Annotated in this window: 16 protein-coding genes and 1 pseudogene; 10 read left to right on the forward strand and 7 right to left on the reverse strand. The window is 72.7% G+C overall.

The features are described 5' to 3' along the window. Positions 1-183: 183 nt before the first annotated feature. The 3 genes from WME76_RS14630 (at position 184) to WME76_RS14640 (ending at position 3,624) form a co-directional block, all read left to right on the forward strand. Positions 184-405, forward strand: coding sequence for a hypothetical protein (locus WME76_RS14630; protein WP_061614183.1), 222 nt, complete (start codon positions 184-186; stop codon positions 403-405). Between the two features lie 572 nt (positions 406-977). Then, positions 978-1,868, forward strand: a complete 891-nt coding sequence (locus WME76_RS14635; protein WP_437960743.1) for a hypothetical protein — start codon at positions 978-980, stop codon at positions 1,866-1,868. A 367-nt stretch (positions 1,869-2,235) separates the two neighbouring features. Next, on the forward strand, positions 2,236-3,624 hold the full coding sequence (locus WME76_RS14640; protein WP_437960744.1) for a DNRLRE domain-containing protein: 1,389 nt from the start codon (positions 2,236-2,238) through the stop codon (positions 3,622-3,624). Here WME76_RS14640 and WME76_RS14645 read toward each other — a convergent pair. Genes WME76_RS14645 through WME76_RS14660 form a run of 4 tightly spaced genes read right to left on the reverse strand, consistent with a single transcriptional unit; the run spans position 3,609 to position 8,609 of the window. After that, positions 3,609-4,634: an ABC transporter permease gene (locus tag WME76_RS14645; protein ID WP_437960745.1), complete on the reverse strand. Its 1,026-nt coding sequence runs from the start codon at positions 4,632-4,634 to the stop codon at positions 3,609-3,611. The genes WME76_RS14640 and WME76_RS14645 overlap by 16 nt on opposite strands. Beyond that, positions 4,634-5,746, reverse strand: a complete 1,113-nt coding sequence (locus tag WME76_RS14650; RefSeq protein ID WP_437960746.1) for an ABC transporter permease — start codon at positions 5,744-5,746, stop codon at positions 4,634-4,636. The genes WME76_RS14645 and WME76_RS14650 overlap by 1 nt, the downstream gene beginning before the upstream one ends. Then, entirely contained in the window at positions 5,743-7,290 is a 1,548-nt protein-coding gene (locus WME76_RS14655; RefSeq protein ID WP_437960747.1) for an ABC transporter ATP-binding protein, read from the reverse strand. Before WME76_RS14655 ends, WME76_RS14650 begins: the two co-directional genes overlap by 4 nt. A gap of 20 nt (positions 7,291-7,310) precedes the next feature. Further along, on the reverse strand, positions 7,311-8,609 hold the full coding sequence (locus WME76_RS14660; RefSeq protein ID WP_437960748.1) for a BMP family lipoprotein: 1,299 nt from the start codon (positions 8,607-8,609) through the stop codon (positions 7,311-7,313). 145 nt (positions 8,610-8,754) lie between these two features. Here WME76_RS14660 and WME76_RS14665 point away from each other — a divergent pair, with 145 nt between their 5' ends. Beyond that, positions 8,755-10,233, forward strand: a complete 1,479-nt coding sequence (locus tag WME76_RS14665; protein WP_437960749.1) for an amidohydrolase/deacetylase family metallohydrolase — start codon at positions 8,755-8,757, stop codon at positions 10,231-10,233. 55 nt (positions 10,234-10,288) lie between these two features. Here WME76_RS14665 and WME76_RS14670 read toward each other — a convergent pair. Next, positions 10,289-11,446, reverse strand: a pseudogene (locus WME76_RS14670) (metallophosphoesterase family protein); the annotation flags it as partial. A 324-nt stretch (positions 11,447-11,770) separates the two neighbouring features. On the opposite strand from WME76_RS14670, the gene WME76_RS14675 reads away from it, so the two are divergent. Next, a complete protein-coding gene (locus WME76_RS14675) occupies positions 11,771-13,018 on the forward strand; it encodes an SUMF1/EgtB/PvdO family nonheme iron enzyme (protein WP_437960750.1) in 1,248 nt (415 codons plus the stop codon). Between the two features lie 43 nt (positions 13,019-13,061). Here WME76_RS14675 and WME76_RS14680 read toward each other — a convergent pair whose 3' ends face one another. Beyond that, entirely contained in the window at positions 13,062-14,030 is a 969-nt protein-coding gene (locus tag WME76_RS14680; protein WP_437960751.1) for an aldo/keto reductase, read from the reverse strand. 742 nt (positions 14,031-14,772) lie between these two features. Between WME76_RS14680 and WME76_RS14685 the strand changes: the two genes are divergently transcribed. The 5 genes from WME76_RS14685 to WME76_RS14705 all read left to right on the forward strand — a co-directional run bounded on the left by WME76_RS14685 (position 14,773) and on the right by WME76_RS14705 (position 22,071). Continuing rightward, positions 14,773-15,537 (forward strand): hypothetical protein, encoded by a 765-nt coding sequence (locus tag WME76_RS14685; RefSeq protein WP_437960752.1) that lies wholly within the window; start codon positions 14,773-14,775, stop codon positions 15,535-15,537. A gap of 1,303 nt (positions 15,538-16,840) precedes the next feature. Beyond that, positions 16,841-17,458: a hypothetical protein gene (locus tag WME76_RS14690; protein ID WP_437960753.1), complete on the forward strand. Its 618-nt coding sequence runs from the start codon at positions 16,841-16,843 to the stop codon at positions 17,456-17,458. An 851-nt stretch (positions 17,459-18,309) separates the two neighbouring features. Then, positions 18,310-18,957: a hypothetical protein gene (locus WME76_RS14695; protein ID WP_437960754.1), complete on the forward strand. Its 648-nt coding sequence runs from the start codon at positions 18,310-18,312 to the stop codon at positions 18,955-18,957. A gap of 695 nt (positions 18,958-19,652) precedes the next feature. Then, positions 19,653-21,131: a hypothetical protein gene (locus WME76_RS14700; protein WP_437960755.1), complete on the forward strand. Its 1,479-nt coding sequence runs from the start codon at positions 19,653-19,655 to the stop codon at positions 21,129-21,131. A gap of 166 nt (positions 21,132-21,297) precedes the next feature. Further along, on the forward strand, positions 21,298-22,071 hold the full coding sequence (locus tag WME76_RS14705; RefSeq protein WP_433936789.1) for a PP2C family protein-serine/threonine phosphatase: 774 nt from the start codon (positions 21,298-21,300) through the stop codon (positions 22,069-22,071). A 46-nt stretch (positions 22,072-22,117) separates the two neighbouring features. Here the strand turns inward: WME76_RS14705 and WME76_RS14710 are convergent, their stop codons facing one another. Beyond that, complete coding sequence (locus WME76_RS14710; protein WP_437960756.1) at positions 22,118-23,179, reverse strand: EfeM/EfeO family lipoprotein; 1,062 nt, start codon at positions 23,177-23,179, stop codon at positions 22,118-22,120. Positions 23,180-23,238: the final 59 nt, after the last annotated feature.

The following is a 23,238-nucleotide window of genomic DNA, read 5'->3' on the forward strand; positions in this document are numbered from 1 at the left end:
GCGCGCCGCGCCCGCGCCCCCTCACGCCGGCTCCGCGGCGTCGCGCCGCGTCGTTCCTCGCCGACGTCGCGCCCGCGCCGCGGCGGTCCGCCTGCCGAGGCGCGCTCGCCCTGGGCGGCCGGGATTCCGCCGCGCTCGCGGCCGGCAAACGCGCGCGGCGCCGCTGCGTGCTACCGCTAGGGCATGAAGATCAAGGCACGTGACGGCAAGGTGTATGAGGTCGCCTCTGCTCCGCCTGGCGGGAGTCACGAGGTGCGGCTCGACGGCAAGGTGGTCGGCTCGTTCGTGCTCCTGCCGGACGAGACGCAGGTCACCGTGAAGAGCAAGCCCGCCACCGACGCGCTGCTCGTGGACATCGCCGATCGGTTCGTGGCCGAGGGCGGCGCGCCCATGGGGATCAGCTGATCCGGCCTCGCGTCTGAACGCGCGGCGGCGCTGGCGAGGCGCTGCTGCGCGGCCCCGGTGGCGGCGTGTCGTTTCCGAGATGGCTCCGCAGCCCTGTCCGGAACTCATGAATGACGTCGACCCGTTGCTCAGCAGCGGAAGCCGCGCGCAACCCGCGCGCCGCGCTCCGGCGTCCTCTGCATGATCCTTCATGGCACCGACATCCCGGAACCTGTGGCATCTGGGCTTCGTGAACCTGGTTCGCGCCCGCACGCCTGCGAATGCGATCGGCGGCGGCGCCCTCCGATGGTCCACGGCGCAGGTCGACGTCGCCGAGGAACCACGTGGGTTTCGGTACGATACCGCAGCCTGTCTGAACTTCACGGCAGGCTCCGAGGCGACTCCGCCTCCTGCCCGGACCGCATCGAATGACGCCGGCGCGCTGACGTCGAACCGCCTGTCTGAGGCGCGCCTCCCGGCGTGGCGGTGTAGGCGGGCGCAGGGCACGACGCCGCGATCAGACCCGATGGCGCCATTCCGGCCGATTGACGGCACGCGGTCGCGTGGCGTGCCGCTTGCTCTAATACGCCGGTATGAACCTCGGAACGTGCCTCTCGCTCGCGATCGGGCTCGGCGTGCTGACAGCCGGCGGGCGCGCCAGCGCTTGTGACCCGGTGGATACCAGCGTCTCGGAAGGCTTCCTGCGCGCCGGCGCACCGACCGAGCTCACCGCGGCTGGCGCTCCGGGAGAGCTCACCACGGTGCCACGCAATGTGGCGATCGTGATCTGGGGCGGCCTCCCGGAGCTCTCGCACCTGCTGGTCGAAGAGGCGACCGGCGCCTCCGTCGCCGGTGCGGGCTCCGACGTTCCCGTCGCCCCGCCGGGCTACAGCGTGCTTCGCCCCGCCGAGACGCTGGCGCCCAGCACCACGTACCGATTGCGCCTGAGGCCAACCGTCGAGCGCCTCGTCCGGACCTCCGACGTCATCGACGACGCCGCGCCGAGCGCGCCGGTGCTCGCGCGCGGTGACGTCGAGTTCCAGGCGAACGAGCCCGCCTGCGGAGCGAGCAGCTGCGGGGACATGACCACGCTCACCTTCGATCTGGCCGAGCGGAGCGAGGACGATCACTCGCCCGCGGAGGCGCTGGTCTACGCCGTGTACGTGGGCTTCAGCCCGGAGCAAGCGCGCTCCAAGGCGCAGCCGGACGCGTGGCTCGAGGGCGACGCGATGCTCCTCTATGTGGACGAGGAACACGTCGGTCGCGACGTCTACATCGCGGTCTCGGCGATCGACGAGGCCGGCAACGAGGGCGAGCGAAGCGAGGTGCTGCAGGTCGAGCACGAGGCGTCGGGCTGCGCTTTCGCGCGGAGCTCCACGCCGAAGGCGGCGCTCATCATGCTGCTCCTGGCCGTCGTCGCGCCGCTCCGTCGCGCCGCGCGCAGGGCGCCCCGCGCCCAGGCGGGCGCCGCGCCCAGGACCTGACGCTGAATCTGCCTGCGCCGCTCAAGGCTCGCTTCGTCTCCGCGTCTTCTCCTGTCGGTGTCCGGGCAGATCAGCGCACGCCCGATCGTCACCGCACATCCCACCCGCACCCCGCTCGCCCAGCGACCGCCGGTCGGAGCGGAGCACCGGAAAAAATCATCAATGCCCCACCACCTGAACGCGCGCCACGCCCGCGCCGCGTCGAATTGAAAGCGGCACCACCCGATCCGCGCCCTGGCGCCGCGGCCTGACCCCGGCGCCGACCCGTACGCCACGCACGCCACGCCGTGCCAGGCCCGGGCAGAGCGCACGCGAGACCCCATCATGGGCGTTGTGTGCTGGGCGCGGGAAGAATATAAGAAGTACCATGCGACACATCCGTACGAGCGCCGCGCGCGCTTACTTTGTGCTTTTCATGCTCGCGGCGTTCCCCGGCACGGCGTTCGGGGCGGCGACCGCGATCACGTTCAACATCAGCCACGCCGATTGCGGCAGCGCCGAGTTCGCGCTGTACCTGAACGGGGTTCGCCTCGACACGGTCGCGAGCGACAAGCGTTGCTATTGCAATAACTTGACGCTCAGGAAGACCTTCACGGATCCCGCGGTGCTCGCCCTCTACGATCCGAACACATGCAATGATGTGCGGGTCGATATCAACCGCGGCCAGTCGGTGTTCCTCGGCTTCGTCAGCGTCGACGTCGCGTCGACGGAGGGCTCGTCGCGCCTCTGCCTGTTCGACGCGCTCTCCAGCCGGACCCCGTGCGCCGAGCGCAACGTCTGCGACGCCTATCACCGCTCGGTCACGTCGCTCGGGAACTACGACGGGGACGGCGTCGCGCCCGGCCTGGGCGTCGGCTGCGACAACTGCGCCTACCACAAGAACGCGGACCAGGCCGACGCGGACGGCGACGGGGTAGGCGACGTCTGCGACCCCTGTCCGCGCGGCGACCGCGACGGCGATGGCGTCTGCGACGCGACCGACAACTGCCGCGACGCCGTGAACCCCGGCCAGGCCGACCGCGACCGCGACCGCATCGGCGACGCCTGCGACAACTGCGCCGACGCGAGCAACCCGGACCAGGCCGACGCGGACGCCGACGGGGTGGGCGACGCGTGCGACCCCTGTCCCCGCGGCGACAGCGACGGCGATGCCGTCTGCGATGCGGTCGACAACTGCCCGGACACCCCGAATCCAGACCAGGTCGACAGCAATGGAGACGGCCACGGGGACGCGTGCGTCGGCGTGTGCGTCACCCTCAAGCGAGGCGCCTCCGGCCAGGTCTCGGACGCGCTGCTCCTGGAGGCGTACCCCGATTACAACGACGGACTCAGCCCCTACACCGCCACAGGCAAGGCTCACGGCGCCCGCCAGCAAGCGCTTTACTGGTTCGGGCTCGGCGGCATCCCGGTCGGGTCCACCGTCACGTCCGCGGAGTTCGGCGCCGTCGCCTTCGGATCGAGCGACCAGGTTGTCCGCGTCCACCGCGTCACCGCGCCGTGGAGCGAGGGCAACGTCACCTGGCGCAGCTTCGCCGCGAGCTACGATGGGGCCGTCGAGGCCGACCTCGCCTGGGTCGGCTCGTACGCCGTGACCGCCGACCTGACCGAGCTCGTGCAGGCGTGGGTCGACGGCGCCGCGCCGAACCACGGCTTCCTCCTCGAGGAGGATCCCACCGGGACCACGTCCTACCGCTCGAGCGACCACCCCGACCAGAGCGACCGCCCCTGGCTCGAGGTCTGCTACCTCGCGCCCTGAGCCGCGCCCCGCGGCTTCTCGCCGGTGGCGTCCGCGTCCGCCGGGTAAGGCTTCCCGAGCGCCGCCGGCGGCGTCGCGTCGAACGCGCGCAACAGCGGGCGTCGCGCTGCGCCGGGGAGCAGCGCGCCGAGGCGCTCCAGCAGCCCGCTGGAGGTGAGCCCCAGGACCACGATCATCAGCGCGAACGGCGCCACGCTGAAGACCTGCGTCGGCACCGACGGCAGCGCGCTCTGGCCGAGGCTCGCCATCGACGACAGCACGCCGAAGAGGTACGCGCCGAGCGCCGCCCGCACCGGGTGGAAGCCGCCGAAGATCACGATCGCGAGCGCGATCCAGCCGTAGCCCGCCGTGTGGCGGTGGCTCCAGCCCGCCTTGAAGTCGAGCGAGTAGGCCGCGCCGCCGATGCCCACGAGCGCCCCGCCCACCAGCGTCGCCGCGGTGCGCACGCGCGTCACGCGCGCCCCGCGCGCGTGGGCCGCCGCCGGCTGCTCCCCGACGGCCCGGAGCAGGAGCCCCGCGCGGGTGCGGTACAGGAAGAGCCACGCGCCGGCGACGAGGACGTAGCTCGCGTACACCACCGGATCGCTCTGGAAGAACAGCGGCCCCAGGACCGGCACGTCCCGCAGCACGGGGATCGACGCGCCCGGCACCGTCGGCCCGGGCACCCGCACGAACGGGCCGCCGAGCACCGACGAGAGATCCGCGCAGAGCATCGCCAGCACGAAGCCGATCGCGATCTGCGACCGGCGCAGGTGGACGCCGCCGATCGCCACGACGAGCGCGACGAGCGCCCCGATCGCGGCCGCGGCGGCGAAGCCGGCGAGCACGCTCCCTGTCGTCAGCGCGGCCGCGAAGCCCACCATGGCCGAGAGCATCATCGCGCCCTCGGCCGAGAGGTTGATGACCCCGGCCCGCTCGGCCAGCGTCTCGCCGACCGCCGCGTAGACGAGCGGCGTCGACGCCGCGAGCGCGGTCGCGAGGAGCGGCAGGAGCTCGGCGCCGACGTCCATCAGGCCTCCTCCGGCCGGCCGCCGCCGCGCATTCTGCGCATGTTTCGCATGTTGCGCATGTTCCGCATGTCCCAGGGCGACAGGATCGCGAGCAGCACGAGCACCCCTTGGAGCACGCCCGAGAGCGAGGACTCCACGCCGAGCGTCATCGGGAGCTTCAGGCTGCCGACGTTCAGCGCGCTGAAGAACAGCGCGATCGGCGCGACGAGCGCGGCGCGCCGGCCCGCGAGCATCACGACGAGCAGCGCCAGGAACCCGAGGTTGCTCGAGACGTTCGGGATGAGCCGGTGGAAGGTCCCGAGCACCTGCAGCGCGCCGGCGACCCCCGCGAGCGCGCCCGAGATCGCGAACGCGAGGAGCATCTGCCGCGCCGCCGGGACGCCGAGCACCTCCGCGGCCTCCGGGCTCAGCCCCACCGCCCGCAGCCGGAGCCCGAGGTGCGTCCGCCCGAGCACCACCGCGGTCCCGACGAGCGCGAGGGCCGCGAGCAGGAGCGCGGCCGGGCTCAGCTCGGTGCCGCCCAGCGTGGAGAGCCAGAGCGCGGCGTCGAGCGGCTCGGTGCCGGCCATGGACGCGACGCCGGGGCGCTTCCACGGCCCGAAGACGAGGTAGAGGACCGCCCCCTGGGCCACGAAGTTCATGCCGAGGCCCGCGAAGATCTCGCTCACCCGGCCGCGCGTGTGCAGCGCGCCCGTGAGGGCGCCCCAGAGCACCCCGCCGAGCGCCCCCGCGGCGACGCAGAGCGCGGCGACCGCCCCCGCGGGGAGGCCCGGCCACAGCGCGCGCGCCGCGCCGGTCGCGCAGAGCGCCCCGATGACGAGCTGCCCCTCGACGCCCAGGTGATACAGCCCGGCGCGAAATGTGAACAGCAGACCGCTGCCGCAGAGGAGCAGCGGCGCCAGGGTGGCGAGCACCCGCGCCGCTTGCTCTGCGGAGCCGAAGGCGCCCTCCCACAGGCTCGAGGCGACCGCGACCGGCGACGCCCCGAGGAGGGCGCAGAGGCCCGCCACGAGCGCGAGCGACAGGGCGATCGGCGCCAGGCGGGGAGCGAGCTCGCCGGCCCACGCCGCGCGCGCGCTGGCCCCCGCTCGGTCGTCCGGCCCGGCGTTCATCGACCGTGCTCCGCGCCGTGCTCCGCGGGCGCGACCTCGTCGAGCTCGCCGCCGATCATCCGCCCGAGCCGGTCCAGGGTGAGCTCGGCCGCGCTGACCGGCCGCGAGACGCGCCCGCCGCTGAACACGACGATCCGGTCGCTGTAGCGCATGAGCTCGTCGAGCTCGGACGACGCGAACAGGAGCGCCGTCCCGCCCTTGCACCGCGCGAGGAGCTGCTCCCAGACCCAGCGGGCCGACTCGATGTCGAGCCCCCGGGTCGGGTGCTCCAGCAGGAGCAGCGTGAGGTCCGCGGGGAGCAGCGCGAGCTGCGTGCGCTGCTGGTTGCCGCCGGAGAGCAGCTCCACGGGCGTCTCCGGCCGCCCCCGGATCCGGAGCGCCTCGATCGCGCGCTCGGCGGCGCGGCGGATCTCGCGCGGATGGAGGAGCAGCCCCGGCCGGGGCGCGCGCAGCGCGACGTGCTCCTCGATGGAGAGGCCCGCGATGAGGCCCTCGCGGCGGCGGTCCGCCGGGAGGTACCCCACGCCCGCGCGCAGGAAGGCCTGGTAGGGGCGGCCGGTCAGGTCGGCCTCGCCGACGGCGACGCGGCCGCGCCGCGGCCGGAGCAGCCCCGCGCAGGCGCGGAGCAGCAGGCGCTGGCCGCTCCCCTCGAGGCCCGCGAGCCCGAGCACCTCGCCGCGGCGCACGGCCAGGCGCGGGACGCGCAGCTCGATCCGGTGATCGCCGAACCTCGCGTCCTCGAGCGAGAGCGCCGCGCCGTCGCCCGCGGTCGGCAGCCGCTCCGGCGGCGCGAGCGCCTTGCCGAACATCAGCGCGACGAGGCGGTCGGCCCCGGCCGGCATCTCCGCCTCTCCCGCCACCTTGCCCTGCCGCAGCACCGTCACGCGGTCGCAGAGCGCCTCGACGTCCGAGAGCTTGTGCGACACGAGGACGATCGCCTGGCCGTCCTGCCTGAGCCGCCGCAGCGCGGAGAACAGCGCCTCCTGCTGCGCGGCGGAGATCCCTGTCGTCGGCTCGTCGAGCAGCAGCGCGCGGACGCCCAGCGAGAGCAGCCGCAGCAGCTCGATCTGCTGGCGCTCGCCGAGGGTGAGCCGGGCGACCTGCTCGTCCGGATCGACGGAGAAGCCGAACCGCGCCGCGAGCGCGAGGAGCTCGTCGCGCGCCGCGCGGCGGGGGAGGAAGATCTCCGCCGCGCGCGCGCGGCTCACCGCCGATCGCGCGGCGCCTCCCGCGCGCGGCCTCGCGACGAGGAAGCTCTCCAGGACGGTGAGGGGCGGGAAGTCGAGCGGCTCCTGGTGGAGCACGCCGACGCCGGCGGCGAGGGCGTCGGCCGGGCTCGCGGGCGCGACAGGGCGGCCGTCGAAGAGCAGGCGGCCGGCGTCCGGCCGGAGGAGCCCGCCCAAGATGCGGAGCAGGGTGCTCTTGCCGGCGCCGTTCTCGCCGAGCAGCCCGTGGACGGCGCCCGCCTGGATCGTCAGCGACACGCCGTCGTTGGCCGTGACCGGGCCGAACCGCTTCGTGATGCGCTCGATCTCGATCCGCATGGAGCGCCGCCCCGACGCGGCTACTTGCTCGGCCCGGTGATCCCCTGGACGAGCTGCGGCAGATACCAGATCTGCTGGGGCGTCGCGGCCTCACCGTCCTTCAGGAACTCGGTCCCGTCCTGGAACTTGAGCGGCCCCTTGAAGAGGTCGAGCCCGCCGGCGAGCGCCTGGATGAACGCGTCGAGCTGCGCCTTCTGCTCGCCCAGGGCGGGGCCGGGCAGGAAGCCGATGACCGACGCCTCCCCGTTCAGGTCGCGGAGGTCCGGCGCTGCCCAGACGAACTCGCTCGTGTACTTATCAGCGCGCGATCTCTCGATGACGTCGCGGTAGAGCGGCGCCCAGTTGTAGTAGGCGACGCCGAGGCAGATCTCCGGCGCGAGATCGCAGCCTGCCTTGTGGTCGTAGTGGACGTACTTGACCTTCTTGCCGGCCCCGCTCGCCTTCTTGGCCTGCAGCGCGGCCTCGGGCGTGTCGAGCCCGGTCAGGAGCACGTCGAAGCCGCTGCTGTAGAAGTCGTCGGCCACCTTGGTGGGATCGAGCGTGACGCCCGGGATGTTGAACCAGAAGCCGATCCAGGTGACCTTGAACGTGAGCTCTTCCGGCTTCTTCTTCCGGTAGGTCTCCCAGCAGTGCCGCGCGCCGAGGTACGCCGAGGTGACGAGCCGGCGGGTCTCGTCGTTCACGAGCGGGCCGAGATACCCGATCTTGCCCGTCTCGGTGCCGAGCGCCGCGGCGCACCCCGAGATGTGCTTGGCGGTCTCGATGCGCCCCATGATGTTGCCCATGTTGGCCTGGGGTTTGTGGTTCTTGCCGTCCTTCCAGGCGTAATCGCCCGAGACATGGATGACGTTGATCAGCGGGTGCTTGCGCGCTGTCTCGAGGGCGTCGTCCTTGTAGTCGTCGGAGTTGTAGACCACGACCCTGGCGCCGCGGGAGATGAGGTCGTCCGCGACCTGGGAGCCCTTCACGTTGGGGCGGTCGGCCGGGTTCACCTTGTCGACGTACTCGAAGCTGACGTCCGGCATCTTCGCGAGGACCGCGCGGATGCCGTCGTAATGGGCCTGGTTCCACCCCTTGTCGTTGTAGGGGCCGACCAGCACCATCCCGACCTTGTACCCCGCGGTCGGCGCAGCCTCGCCCGCCGGCGCGCCCGTCGGGGCCACGGCGCTGGACGCAGCGCCCTTGTCGGAGGCCGGGCTCGTGCCCTTGGAACAGCCCTGGCACGCGCCGGCGAGCAGCGACAGCGCCACGGTGAGGACCGTGGCGGAGGGGCGGGGGACAGCGGGGACCGCGGGCGACGTCAGCGGGCGATGTGTCACCTGCGCATCGTGGGCGGGAATGCCGCAGGGTGTCAAGATACAGCTTCGGCGGACGACGCCTCGGTCGACGCGGGCGACCCGGACCGCGCGGGCGGCTACCGTATGGCGGACTACAGAGCTACGTGCCCGCGCGGAGGTGAATGGGATGCGCGGGGTGCCGCTCTCGTACCTGCGTTGTTTCGGGGCGCGGCGCGCGTCCGCGCTGGGCCCGCTCGTCGTCGCCGCGGCGGTGGTTGCGGCCGCCCCGCCGGCGCAAGCACGGGAGTACGATCTGCTGATCAGGGGAGGGAGGGTCATCGACCCGGCGAACGGCCGCGACGGGATCCTGGACGTGGCCGTGAGCCACGGGCGCATCGCCAGGGTGGCTGTGGACATCGACCCTGCGCGCGCGCGCTCCGTGGTCGACGCGACGGGCCTCGTCGTCGCGCCCGGGTTCGTCGATATCCACACGCACGTGTTCTTCGGGACCGCCGACGGCACCTACCTCAACAACAGCTACCAGGCCGTCGCGCCGGACAGCTTCGCGCCGCGCAGCTGCACGACGACCGTGGTGGACGCGGGCAGCTCCGGCTGGCGCGACGTCGAGCTGTTCAAGGCGCAGACGATCGCGCACTCGAAGACCCGGGTGCTGGCGTTCCTCAACATCGTCGGCGGCGGCATGCGCGGCGGGCAGGCCGAGCAGGATCTCGGGGACATGGATGCGGCCAGGACGGCAGCGGCGGCGCGGGCGCACCGCGACGAGGTCGTCGGCGTCAAGGTCGCGCACTACGCCGGGCCGGCGTGGGATCCCGTGCTGCGGGCCGTCGAGGCGGCGCGGGCGTCCGGGGGGCGGGTGATGGTCGACTTCGGCCAGCACGTGCCCGAGCTCTCGCTGCGCGACCTCTTGCTGACGCACCTCCGGCCGGGGGATATCTTCACGCACGTCTACGCGGACATCCCCGGGCGAACGCCTGTCGTCGACGCCGGCGGCCGCGTGCGCCCGTACGTGCTCGAGGCAGCGCGGCGCGGCGTCGTCTTCGATCTCGGCCACGGGGGCGGCAGCTTCGTGTTCGATCAGGCCGTGCCCGCGCTCGCGCAGGGCTTCCTCCCGAGCTCGATCAGCACCGACATGCACCTCCAGAGCCTGAACGGGGCGATGGGGGACATGGTCGACGTGGTGTCCAAGATGCTGAACCTCGGCATGTCGCTCCCCGATCTCATCCGCCGCAGCACGGCGGCCCCCGCGGCGATCATCGGCAGACCCGAGCTCGGCACCCTCGGCGAGGGCGCGGCGGCGGACATCGCGGTGTTGCGCCTCGAGACGGGGCGGTACGGCTATGTCGACACGAGGGGCGCGCGCATCGACGGCGACCGGCGGCTCGAGTGCGCGATGACCTTGCGCGACGGGCGGGTGCTCTGGGACCGCGACGGGCTCAGCGCCAGGAGATACGAGGTCCTCAGGACACCGCGGCCTCGGCGGCGGCCGGCGGCGCCTCGACGGCGGCGCGGGCCGTCCGGAGCGGGTGCGTCTCGACGCGCCAGATGCCCTCGTCCGTCAGCCGGATGGCCGCGAACCGCGCGACTCCATCGAGGTGCCCGTCCGTCTCGTGGCCCAGCGTCGACGAGGGGTGCGCATAGACGCTGACGCGGCCGCCGCTCTTCGAGCGGTAGTGGCCGAAGAACGCGAGGTGCTTGTGCCCGTGGAGGATGAGGGCGCTGTTCTTCCTCGGGTTCTTCTGCTGGTACGCCGCGAGCATCTCGAGCAGGCGCGGCCCATCCATGGCGATCATGAACGTGTCGTTGAGCGAGATCGGCCCCGCGAGGCGCGCCACGTGGTGGTGCAGGAGCACGACGACGGGGCCGGATCCCCGCCGGAGCGCGCGGGCCAGCCGCCGGAGCTGGCTGCCGCCGATCTGCCCGATGGCGTTCGAGCCCACGAACCGCGACCGGTAACGGTTGGAGTTGAGCCCGAAGATCCGGATACCGCCCTCGAGCTCGAGCCGCCTCGGATACAGGCCGGCGATCGCGCGCAGCCGCCGGCGCGCCCGCTTGCGGGCCGGGACGTGCAGGCGGGGCTGGAACGGGCCGCGCTCCACGCGGGTGAGCACGTCGATGAAGCGCTGCTCGCGCTCCGCCCGCTTCTTGAGGTACGGATCGGGCGACGTGCCGACGTTGATGGCGACATCGTGGTTGCCAGGCACCATGAGCACCTGCGACGACGCCGGGATGCCGGCGAGCGCCGCCTCGAGCGCGTCCCACTGCGCCTCCTCCCCGAGATCGGTCATGTCGCCCGTCAGCGCCACGAGCGGCGGATTCATGGCGGCGATCTCCGCGACCAGCCGCCGGAGGCGGCCCGTCAGCTCGGCGGTGTCGGGGCGAGGGACCCCCTCGGGCCACGCCGCCGACCCCTCCTCGAGCTCGTACGGCTCGCGGCCGTCCGCGGTGATGTGCAGATCGGAGATCTGGCAGAGCACGAGCCGCCCGCCCGGGATGGCGTCCCCGGGGTCGGGGAAGAGCGTCGCCGCGCCGCCATACCGCAGGATCACGCGGGTCGCCTCGCCCAGGGCGAACGCGAGCCAGGCGTAGAGCGAGATCCCGAGGGCGAGCAGGGCGAGCGCCGTGCACCCGGCCAGGACGAGCGCGGCGCCGCTGCGGAACGAGAGCCTGCCGCCCGCCGGGAACAGCGCGAGATCGGACGCGATGAACGAGGCGATCGACCCCTCGGGCCACGCGGCAGCCCAGCTCGGGACGCCGATGTCGAGCAGGTGCACGACCAGCCCGCCGAGGACGCAGAGCGCGGCGACGACGACGAACAGCAGGATCAGGCGATCGCGGAGGACGTCGATGACGTCGACCATCTCGCCGAGCCTCCCCCGGAACGAGGACCGGAAATAGCGGCTCCCGTAGGAGATCTTCTTCCACGTCTCCGGCCGCCACACGTGGCCTCGGCTCGCGAGGCGCGAGGCGACCACGGCGGGGGCGAGGGCCAGCGCGAACAGGACGAACACCGGCAAGAGCGCCAGGTAGAGGACTCGGAGCGCCGCCCTTCGCACAGCGTCCCATTTGACGTGCCCCGGGCAGCACCGTCAAGCCGCCGATCGGGCCGGAAAGCGGCCGCGCGCGCCCCGAAATTTGCCGGAATCGATGGATGCTCGTAGCTGGTAGCGCGAGATCGCGCGCCGATGTCCTGCCCCGAGACGCCGAGAGAGCCGGCATGCGCGCCACGGCCGCCCGCGCCGAGCGATCCGCTGCCCGCGCTGTCGGCCGGCGTGCGCGCCGCCCAGGCGCCCGCGCGCGGGCGCGGCCGCGGAAAGGCCGCCGCCGTCGTCGCCGCGGGCGCGGCCGTCGCGGTCGTGGCCGCCGCGGGCGTGGTCGTGTGGATCGGGGCGCTCGCGCCCACGCCGGCGGCGCGCGGCGCGGCGCCCCTCGTCTCAGCCGCGCTGCGGGGGCGCGCGCCGCCAACGCCTCCCGCGCCGCCGCCCGAGCGCGTGACGCTCGCGGTGGACGACGAGGACAGCGCGCCTGCCACGCTGGACGAGCAGCGCCGCCGGCTGTTCGGGGCGATGCGGCGCGAGCTCGCGCTCTCCGACGAGGCGATGCGGCGCGTGGAGGAGATCTTCGCGGCCTCGCCGGTGCTCGGCCAGGGCAACCCGGCGCTCACGCGCCACCCGATGTCGCGATCCGAGTGCCGCCGCATCCGGACGCTCTCGGGCGTCGCGCCGGCGCGCGAGCCGGCCTGCGGCGCGCCGGGGATGGTGCCGCTCTTCGACCCGACGCGCGGGCAGACCAGAGAGAGCGCCCGCGTCTGCATCGATCAGCTCGAGTTCCCCAACATCGCCTGCGAGTACCCCGTGGTGCACGTCCGGGCGCGCGAGGCGGCGCTCCTGTGCAGGGCGATCGGGAAGCGGATCTGCGACGCGCACGAGTGGGAGGGCGCGTGCGCCGGCGCCCTGAGGGAGCCCGACGTCGAGTACGAGTGGGAGAGGCCGCGCGACGAGGCGAGCTGGCATCACAACCTGCTGCGCGAGAAGGTGTGGAGTCATGGCCCCGAGAAGAACCACGCGCTCTGCGGCACCGGGAGCTCGCGCACGCCGGGCTGCCCGGGCGGCGGGTGGGACCGCTGCGGCTCCAACACCTATCCCGCGGGCGCCTTCCCCGCGTGCCGGAGCAGCCTCGGCGTCTTCGATCTGCACGGCAACGTGGCCGAGCACATGAGCCTGCCCATCTTGCCCGGCGAGCTCGCGCGGCACGGCGATCGCGGCTTCACCGAGATGAAAGGCAGCTGGTTCGCATTCTCATCGATGGATGTCCACGCCGACGACTGCCGCTGGCGCGCGCCCGACTGGCACGGGACGCGGCTCATGAGCAAGTCCAGCCACGCGAACTACCACCTCGGATTCCGCTGCTGCAAGGACGTCGGACCGCCGTGAGGGCCGCGGCCGATCCGCAGACCGCGGGGCGGCGAGGCGGCGCTCATGCCTTGAACGAGTCGTAGCGGCCGGCGCGCGGCGCGACCCGCGCCTCCAGCGCGGCGCGCTCGGCGGGCGGCATGGGGAAGGGGAGGGACCGCGCGCCGAGGTTCTCGCGCACCTCGGCGACCGACGAGCAGCCGATGATCACCGTGTCGGCGTGGCTGGCGGCGTAGCGGATGAGCTCACCCGGGCTCGCCGCGCGGTCCTGGAGCAGGCGGCCCGCGGCCATGATCTTCATGCCGATGACGCCGACGCCGCGCCGCCGCGCCTCCTCGACCACCGTCGTCAGGAAGGGGAGCCGCGCCGGATCCGCGGGGTTGATCGCGCAGAGCACCGTGTCGACCGGATAACGCCGCATCGCCTCGACGAGGATCTGCGGATCGTGGTGCCCGGTGATCCCCACGTGCCGCACGCGGCCGTCCGCCCTGGCCTGCTCCACGGCCTCGATCGCGCCCCGCTTGCCGAAGATGGCGTCGAGCTCGTCGAGCTCGCGCAGATCGTGCAATTGCCACAGATCGAGGTGGTCTGTCCCGAGGCGGCGCAGGCTGTCGTCGAGCAGCCGGAGCGCGCCGTCGCGATCGCGCGCGTGCGTCTTGGAGGCGAGGAAGACCTGCTCGCGCGCCTTCGGGCCGGCGGCGCGGAAGGCCTCACCGTAGTAGTCCTGGCTCTGCTGGTACGCAGGCGCGGTGTCGCAGTACCTGACCCCGAGGCGCAGCGCCTCCAGGATCACCGGCACCGCCTCCCGGTGGCGTCCGGTCGTCCGGAGGATCCCCTCTCCGCCGAGCGACACCGCGTCCACCTGCGCGCCCGTCCGTCCGAGCGTGCGCGGCGGCGCTTCCGCGGCGGTGCGAGGCGCCGCGGGCGCCGCCGGCCCGCGACCAGCGGCGAAGGCCGCCGCGGTCGTGGCGACCGCGTCCAACACACAGCGGCGGCCGGTGTCGGCCCCTTCCGTCTCGCTCGGCTCGCTCATGCGCCCTCCAGACGAAAATTCTACCAACCCATCGGCCGTGGGTAAATGTAAGTTCGCCGGGCCCGAACCGGCGTGCGCATGTTTGCTTACATCCGCCCCGCTGCGCCTCTCTGGTGGTCTCATGGCGCATGAGCGCTTCCGCGTGGCTCGTTCGGAGCGCCCGCCGCGGAGCTGCGGCGATGGAGGCGGACGGTTACGGCCCGAGTCGATCGGCTCGTGTCTTTGCCTTCGTTGATGCACAAAGGGCGCAGCCTGAGCAGGTCAGGCGCAGGAGGCTCGATGTCTCCCGGACGGCTCAGGCGCGGTGCGGCCGGGTCATATGGCCGGCGCCGCGGCGCCGCGCGCCGTCCGTGTGCGAGCGGAGAGCGGGGCCATCCCGCCGCGCTCGCGACCGCCGCGGCGCCCGTGATCTGCGCGAATGCGCGACAGGAGCGCTGCGCGCGGCGCGGCGGGCCCAGGTCGCCATGGTGGTGAGTTCGCCATCTCCAACATGAAGCTCCCGACCCGCGGGCGACGCGCGCTCCGCGCGGGGGCCGTCCCGCTGGTGCTCGCGTTGAGATATCGGAAAACCAGCGCCTGCCCAGATCCAGAGATTGCCTTTTCGCGCCCGCGGCGAGGCCGGCGGTGGGAGCTCGGAGCGGCAGTGTCTGCACACGAGGGCTGAGGCACACAGCCTGCTCTTCGATGAGCCCAAGATGGCTCGGGGCTTCCGGCCATCATGGGACATCGAGGAGGACGATACATGCTCTCAATTCATGGCAAGGTGCTGGGACTCGCGATGGTGATGGCGGCGCTGGGCACGGGGTGCGCCGTCGACGCGGCGGACGCGGAGCTCGATCAGGCGGACCTCGACGAGGCCGCGGAGATCGACTCGACCGCCGCGGCGCTCGAGGAGGGCGAGGAGGACGCGAGGGGCGGGTTCCAGGCGCCTGGCAAGGATCTTCTCGGGCCGGGCAAGGGCGTGCCGGACAAGGGGCTGCTCGGGGCGCAGGGGCCCGTTGGTCAGCTCGGCCAGGCGCCCGTTGGTCAGCTCGGCCAGGCGCCCGTTGGCCAGCTCGGCCAGGCGCCGATCGGCCAGGCGCCGATCAGCCAGGCGCCGATCAGCCAGGCGCCGATCAGCCAGGTGCCGATCGGCCAGATGCCCGTCGGCCAGCCGGTGCCTGCGCCCGTGGGTGTGCCGGGCCTGGGGGGGATCGGCGCGCCGGGCATCGGCGGATTCGGCGTGCCGGGTTTTGGCGGATTCGGCGTGCCGGCCTTCGGTGTGTCTCGGTTCGTCAGTGGCTTCGGCTTCAGCAATTTCTCCCCTGTCACCATCAACAACAACAACAACAACATCGTCATCGCGCTCATGGATCACTTCCGGGACATGCACCGCGACTGCCCGCCGAACTTCTGGCCGCATGACATCCATTCTTGCCACGGCGCTTCCCATGTCCCCGCTATCCCCTATGGGGTCGCGGGTCCCGCCAGCTTCGGCTGGGGAAACAGGGCGCCGAACGGCTGGTGACGCCGGCCGCGAAGCGACGACGGGGCCGGCGAGGCCCTGAGACATCAGGCCAGTGCCGCGCGCACCGCGCCGCGAAGCAGCGGCCAGAGGTCGGGCAGGGGCTCTGACACGTGCGGCACGCGATGGCCGATCAGGCATCGGCCAAGGCACCGCCGCTCTCCGCAGCTCTACTCTCCAGCCGCCTGGGCCTCGCGCCCGGGCGCGCCGGGACGCCGGGGACGTGACCGCGGCGGGCCGCCGCGACACCCGCGCTCGCCCGCCGTGCGCCGCCAGGCGCCCTGCCCCTCCCGCCCCGCAGCCGGCGTTGCCTCGCGCGCGCGTCGACCCGTGTCTGCGCAGAGCATCGCACATCGCCCCACCACGGAGCCTATGTATCCAGCGCTCGCAGTCCAGGGCGATCGCAGCGAGTTGTATCGCACATAACGCAGAACGCCCGACCATCCGGCCGAGCGCCGGTGCCCCGCTTCCCGCGCTTCCGCCATGGCCCGAGTTGGCGTCGTGACGTTCCCTGACAATCGCGAACAGGCGGGTGTGTCAACGCGCTCGAATGCGCCATACGGTGGCAATCTCGGATATCCATCCTCGTGAGCTCGTTCGGGGCGACTGTCTGTGGATGCGCCACCGTCAGGCTCCTTTGCCTCCGACGGCGAGGTCGCGGCGCCGCGCGCCACGAGCTCACGCTGCTGCTCGACGGGGGATGTCCGCGTGGCTCGTCTCGGACCGCCCGCCGCGGAGCTGCGGTGATGGAGGCGGACGGTTACGGCCCGAGTCGATCGACTCGTGTCTTGCCTTCATCGATGCACGAACGGCGCAGCCTGAGCAGGTCAGGCGCAGGAGGCTCGGTATCTCCAGGACGGCTCAGGCGCGGTGCGGCCGGGTCATATGACCGGCGGCGCGGCGCCGCGCGCCGTCCATGGGCGAGCCCGGACAGGCCCCATCCCGCCGCGTTCGCGACGGCCGTGCGGCCGGTGATGTGCGCGAATGCGCGACAGCAGCGCAGCCCGCTGCGCGACGGGCTCCGGCCGCCATGGTGGCGAGTTCGTCATCTCCAGCATGGCGCGCTCGGCCCGCGGCGACACGCGCCCCGCGCGGGGCCCGTCCCGCCGGTGTTCGCGTCGAGATATCGGAAAACCAACGCCTGCAAAGATCCAGAGATTGCCTTGTTCGCGCGCGTGGCGAGGCCGGAGGTGGGAGATTGGAGTGGCAGCGCCTGCACACGTGGGCTGAGGCACACAACCTGCTCTTCGGTGAGCTCAAGATGGTTCGGGGCTTCGGGCCATCTTGGGACATTGAGGAGGACAACATGATCTCGATTCAGAGCAAGGTGCTGGGACTCGCGGTGGTGGTGGCTGCGCTGGGCACGGGGTGCGCCGTCGACGCGGCGGACGCAGATCTCGAGCAGGCGGGCCTCGATGAGGTCGAGGCGCTCGACTCGACCGCCGCTGCCCTCGAGGAGAGCGCGGAGGAGGAGCGGGGCGGGTACCAGGCCCAGGCGCCGAGCAAGGACCTGTACGGGCCGAGCAAGGGCGGGCCGTCCAAGAAGGGGATGCTCGGGCCCCAGGGGCCCGTCGGTCAGCTCGGCCAGGGGCCCGTCGGTCAGCTCGGCAAGGCGCCCATCGGTCAGGTCGGCCAAGCGCCGATCGGTCAGCTCAGCCAGGTGGGGTCTGCGCAGGCGGGCTTGCAGGATCTGGTCGGCGGCGCGCAGGGCCAGAGCGGCCGCGATGGCGCCCGGAACTTCGGCTGCTTCCCCGGCCTCGGCTTCGGCGGCGGCCTCGGCTTCGGCGGCGGCTTCGGCGGCTTCCCCATCGTCAGCAACAACAACAACAACAACATCGTGATCGCGCAGATCCTGGACCACCTCTTCCATAATTTTAACCGGGACGACCGTCACGACCATCATCGCCACGGCTGGTGTGATTAGGATCACCACGGTGCGCTCTCGGGTCCCTGTCGGTTCCGCCGGGGAGACCGGCTCCACGGCTCCGGCTGCTGACGCCGGCCGTGAAGCGGACCAGAGGGCCGGGGCGGGACCCCGATGAAGCAACGCCGGTGCCGCGCGTAGCCCGCCACGGAAAGCCGACCTGGCTCCGGCAGGGGCTCTGACGCGCGGCACGCGATGGCCGATCTGGCATCGGCCCCTACGCCGCCGCTCCCCGCAACGCAGGCATCGGCCCCTACGCCGCCGCTCCCCGCAACGCAGGCACCGGCCCCTACACCGCCGCTCCCCGCAACGTGTCGCTGCTGCCGCCTGGGCCTCCCCAGGCGGCAGGCGATTCCACGGACGTGGCCGCGGCGCATCGCCACGATACCCACGCTCGCCCGCACGCCACCTCAAGGCGCCCTGTCTCGCCCGCACCGCAGCCGACGTGGCCTCGCGCGCTCACGCGCTCGTTGACCCCCGCCGCGCACGGCCTCGGACACTCCGCGACGGCCGCGCCGCCGGCGAGGCGCGCGAATGCGCGACAGGAGCGCAGCCCGCTGCGCGGTGGGCCGGCCGCCATGGTGGCGAGTTCGTCATCACCCACATGGCGCGCTCGGCCGGTGGGCGACACGCGCCCCGCGCGGGGGCCGTCCCGCCGGTGTTCGCGTCGAGATATCGGAAGACCAACGACTGCAAAGATCCAGAGATTGCCGTTCGCGCGTCGCGCGGCCGGAGGTGGGATATTGAAGCGGCAGTGTCTGCACACGTGGGCTGAGGCACACAACCTGCTCTTCGATGAGCTCAAGATGGTTCGGGGCTTCGGGCCATCTTGGGACATTGAGGAGGACAACATGATCTCGATTCAGAGCAAGGTGCTGGGACTCGCGGTGGTGGTGGCTGCGCTGGGCACGGGGTGCGCCGTCGACGCGGCGGACGCAGATCTCGAGCAGGCGGGCCTTGACGAGGTCGAGGCGCTCGACTCGACCGCCGCTGCCCTCGAGGAGAGCGCGGAGGAGGAGCGGGGCGGGTACCAGGCCCAGGCGCCGAGCAAGGACCTGTACGGGCCGAGCAAGGGCGGGCCGTCCAAGAAGGGGATGCTCGGGCCCCAGGGGCCCGTCGGTCAGCTCGGCCAGGGGCCCGTCGGTCAGCTCGGCAAGGCGCCCATCGGTCAGGTCGGCCAAGCGCCGATCGGTCAGCTCAGCCAGGTGGGGTCTGCGCAGGCGGGCTTGCAGGATCTGGTCGGCGGCGCGCAGGGCCAGAGCGGCCGCGATGGCGCTCGGAACTTCGGCTGCTTCCCCGGCCTCGGCTTCGGCGGCGGCCTCGGCGGCCTCGGCTTCGGCGGCCTCGGCGGCTTCGGCGGCGGCTTCGGCGGCTTCCCGATCGTCAGCAACAACAACAACAACAACATCGCCATCGCGCAGATCCTGGATGAGATGTTCAGGTTCATGGACGACCGTCGCAACGACCATCATCACCACCACTGCCACGGCCACCAGTAGGATCGCCACGATGCGCTCTCGGGTCCCTGTCGGTTCCGCCGGGGAGACCGGCTCCACGGCTCCGGCTGCTGACGCCGGCCGTGAAGCGGACCAGAGGGCCGGGGCGGGGCCCCGATGAAACAACGCCGGTGCCGCGCGTAGCCCGCCACGGAAAGCCGACCTGGCTCCGGCAGGGGCTCTGACGCGCGGCACGCGATGGCCGATCAGGCATCGGCCCCCACACCGCCGCTCCCCGCAACGTGTCGCTGTTGCCGCCTGGGCCTCCCCAGGCGGCAGGCGATTGCACGGACGTGACCGCGGCGCATCGCCACGATACCCACGCTCGCCCGCACGGCGCCTCAAGGCGCCCTGTCGCGCCCGCGCCGCAGCCGGCGTGGCCTCGCGCGCTCGCGCGCTCGTTGACCCCCGCTGCGCAGGGCCTCGCACACGCCGCCACCACGGATGCCAGGCGCCCAGCAGCGCTCGCAGTCCAGGGCGCACGCCGCGACGCGGATCGCGGGATCGTCCGGGTGGAACGACCGGCCGACCGAGCGCCGGCGCCCTGTCTCCCGCCATTCCTTCATGGCCCGACATGGAGTCGTGACAGTTCCCTGACAATCGTGAACTGGCGGGTGTGTCACCTTGTTCGAATGCTCCATACGGTGGCAATCTCAGATATCCATCTTTGTGAGCTCGAGCCGGGTGACGGTCTGTGGATGCGCTACCGTCAGGCTCCTTACTCCCCCGACAGCGAGGTCGCGGCGATGCTGGACGCGCTCCGGGACGAGATGGCGCAGGGCACCGCGCGCGGCGCGGGGCGCCATGAGCTCACGCTGGTGCTCAACGGGGATGTGTTCGACTTCGACGCGCCGCGCGTGATCGACCAGAAGAGCGTCTTTCACGACCTCCCCCGCAGCGCCGAGCACGCGGTCCCCGCCATGCGCGCGATCCTCGCGGATCACCCGGTGTTCATCGAGGCGCTCGGCCGGGTCGTCGCGGACGGCCACACCGTCGTGTTCATCTCCGGCAACCATGACGTTCAGCTCACGCTGCCCGAGGTGCGCGATCTGATCCGGGCCCGCGTTGTCGACGCGGCGCTCGCCGCTCAGGGCGAGGCGCCGCGTTCCGACGAGGCGCACGAGGCGCACGAGGCGCACGAGGCGCACGCGGCGCACGCGCGCGCATCGCTGGGCGCGCGCGTCGTGTTCCGCGCCTGGTTCCACAAGACGCCGGACGGCATCATCGTGGAGCACGGCAACCAGTACGACGCGTATTGCAGCTACCGCTACCCGATGGTCCCGTTCGGGCGGAAGCCGGGCGAGATCCAGCCGACCATGGGCTCGCTCGTGTGCCGGCTGCTGGTCTCGCGGATGGGCTACTTCAACCCGCACGTGGACAGCTCGTTCATGCTGTCCGCGTTCGGCTACCTCGCGCACTGGGCGCGCTACTACATGTTCTCGCGCCGATCGCTCGCGGTCGCCTGGGCCCTCGGCGCGCTCCGCACGGTGGTCGAGCTCGTGCGCCGGCGCGAGCCCGAGCGGCGCGCCCGGCTGCGCGAGAGCCTCGCCGCCGCCGCGCAGGAGACGGGCGCCCCGCTCCGCGCCGTGGCCCGCCACGCCCGCCTGTTCGCGCCCCCGGCCGAGGACCGGCTCGGGCTCGTCGCGCGCGAGCTCTGGCTCGACCGGGCGATCCTGGGGCTGCTCGCCGTCGCGGTGGCGCTCGTGTGGGTGCTGCTCGCGCCGGGCTGGCTCGCACCGGCGGCGCTCGTCGGGCCGGCCGGGCTCGTCGTCTACGAGCGCCTCGTGCCGAAGCTCCCGCTCGACGCGACCTGGCAGCGGGTCAGCCGCGCCGCGCGCCAGGTCGCCCGGGCCCACCGCGCCAGGGCGGTCGTCTTCGGCCACACCCACACGCCCGAGGGCGTCTGGGAGGGCGGGCTGTTCTTCGGGAACACCGGCTCGTGGTCCGCCGCCTTCCAGGACGTCGCGTGCACCAAGCCCGTCTTCGCCGCGCGCCCGCTGGTCTGGCTGAAATCCGACCCGCGCGCGGGCAAGGCCGCCCGCCTCTCGGGCGGGCTCGTGACATGGAAGAGCGGCCGGTTCGAGGCCCTCGCGGCGAGCGTCCCGCCGCCGGCCGGGCAGCGCAGCGAGCCGCTCGCGCCGCTCCCGCCGCACGCGACCGCCGCGCTTCGCACGTGACGGTCGGCGTACGCGTGCCCGTTTTTCGTGACGATACGTGACGAGCCCGCGCGCGGGCGCCCTCCGCGCGCCCTCCGCGCGAATGGCGCCCTTCCCGACTTGCGCGAGGCGTCCGGTCGCTGGATGCTGCCCGGGTATCCCCACGTACCGCCGACGAGGAAGCTCCGTGAACCCCCCGCTCCGCATCGAAGCCGCCGGTGACAGCCACGTTGGCCGCCAGCGCGAGCACAACGAGGACAGCTTTGCTGTCGACCTGGACCTGGGCCTCTTCATCGTCGCGGACGGCATCGGCGGCGCCGCCGGCGGGGAGATCGCGTCGCGGATGGCGGTCGATATCGTCCAGTCGTTCTGCAAGGACAGCGAGACCGAGATCACCCAGCCGACCGGCTACGACGAGCTGACGGCGCCCCTCGAGCTGCGCCTGGTCTCGTCGATCTGGCGCGCCAACGAGCGCATCTTCGAGGTGGGGCAGCGCGACCCGCGCTTCTACGGCATGGGGACCACGTTCGCGGGCGTCTACGCCGACGCGACCTCGGCGTGCATCGCGCACGTCGGCGACAGCCGGGTGTACCGGTACCGCCAGCGCCGGCTCGAGCGGCTCACCGAGGACCACTCGCTCTGGAACGAGCACCTGCACAGCGGCGAGCAGCTCCCCGACGACGTGGACCCGCTGCTCGCCCGCAACGTCGTGACGCGCGCGCTCGGGATGGGAAAGACGGTGGACGTCGCGACGCGCCTCGAGCAGCCCGAGGCCGGAGATCTCCTGCTGATCTGCTCGGACGGCCTCTCGGGTCCGGTCCCCGAGCCGCAGATCGCCGAGGCGCTCGCGCAGGGCGACGACCTCGCCGCGACGGCGCGCTCGCTGATCGACCTCGCCAACCTGCACGGCGGCCCCGACAACGTGACCTGCGTGCTCGTCCGGTGGACCCCCGCCGCCTGACGCGGCCGCCGCCCCCGACCGCCTCGCCCGACAGACGCCCGATCGCCTAAGGAAGGGCGTCGATGCCGAGGAGATCTGCGGATCGGGTCATGTCGTAGGCGAGGGTGCCCGGGGTGGCGTCGTCGCTCTCGTGTTCCACGAGCGAGAACAGCCTCCCGAACGGCGTCGCGAGCTGCTCCTCGGTCGGCGCCTGCTCGCTCCACCCCTCGGGCAGCGGCGGCAGCGCGTCGCCCTCGACGGCGTCGTACGCGCTCGACAGCCGGTCGAAGCCGGCGAGGACCGCCTCGTCGACCTCCGCGCCCTCGGCGCCCTTGCTGAGGACCCACGGCTGGAAGGCCTGGTAGGTCCGCTCGCCGGCCGCGACGTTCGCGCGCATGTCGGCCAGCGTGTACTGGGCATAGCGCGACTCCTCCTCTCCGGTCGCCGCCTTGCTGGTCTTCTCGACCTGCTCGAGGATGGAGTTGATCACCCCGCGGTACGCGGACGGCGCGTCGAGCGCGAGGCTCTTGAAGTCGGCCCGCATCGTCTCGGCGTCGGCCACGAGGCGCGCGCAGAGCTCGTCCTTGAACGCGGCGGCCTCGGCCTCGGTCGCGGGGAAGGCGGCGGCCTCGTAGTTCGTGAGCGCCGACTCGAAGGCGAGGACGGGCTCCGGGATCTGGTCCGCCCAGAGGATGCGCTCGACGGCATGCACGCCGGTCACCCCCTCGTCGTCGAAGAGGTCGTCGTCGGCCGTCACCTCGATGAACGCGTCGTAGCGGGCGTCGGTCGAGTAGTCGAAATCCGGGAAGATGACCGCGATGGCGCCCTCGACGCGCTCGTACGACTGCCGCGCCTTTTTCCACGCGGCCTTCATCGCGTCGACGGCCTCCTCGTCGGTCGTCGCGCTCCACCCGTCCTCGTCCGGCTCGGGCGCGGCCGCCTGGAGCTCGGCCGTGGCGGCGGCGAACGCATCGAGGTTGTCCTGGATGAAGAGCTTCACGTCTTGCACGGCGTTCTGCTCGTACTTCGCGTCGGTGAGCAGCGTCTCGTTGTCGCTCCCGCACGCGGGGAGCGAGAGGGCGGCGGCGGCGATGGCCAGACCGGACCGCAGGCGGAGAGAGATTCGCATGGATGTCCGAGCTCCTTGTCGCGCCTCGCCGGGGCGAGCGCGCGCGGTGGATCTTCGCG

Source organism: Sorangium sp. So ce119 (genome assembly GCF_051524405.1).
In the GTDB taxonomy this organism is placed as follows: domain Bacteria; phylum Myxococcota_A; class Polyangia; order Polyangiales; family Polyangiaceae; genus Sorangium; species Sorangium cellulosum_G.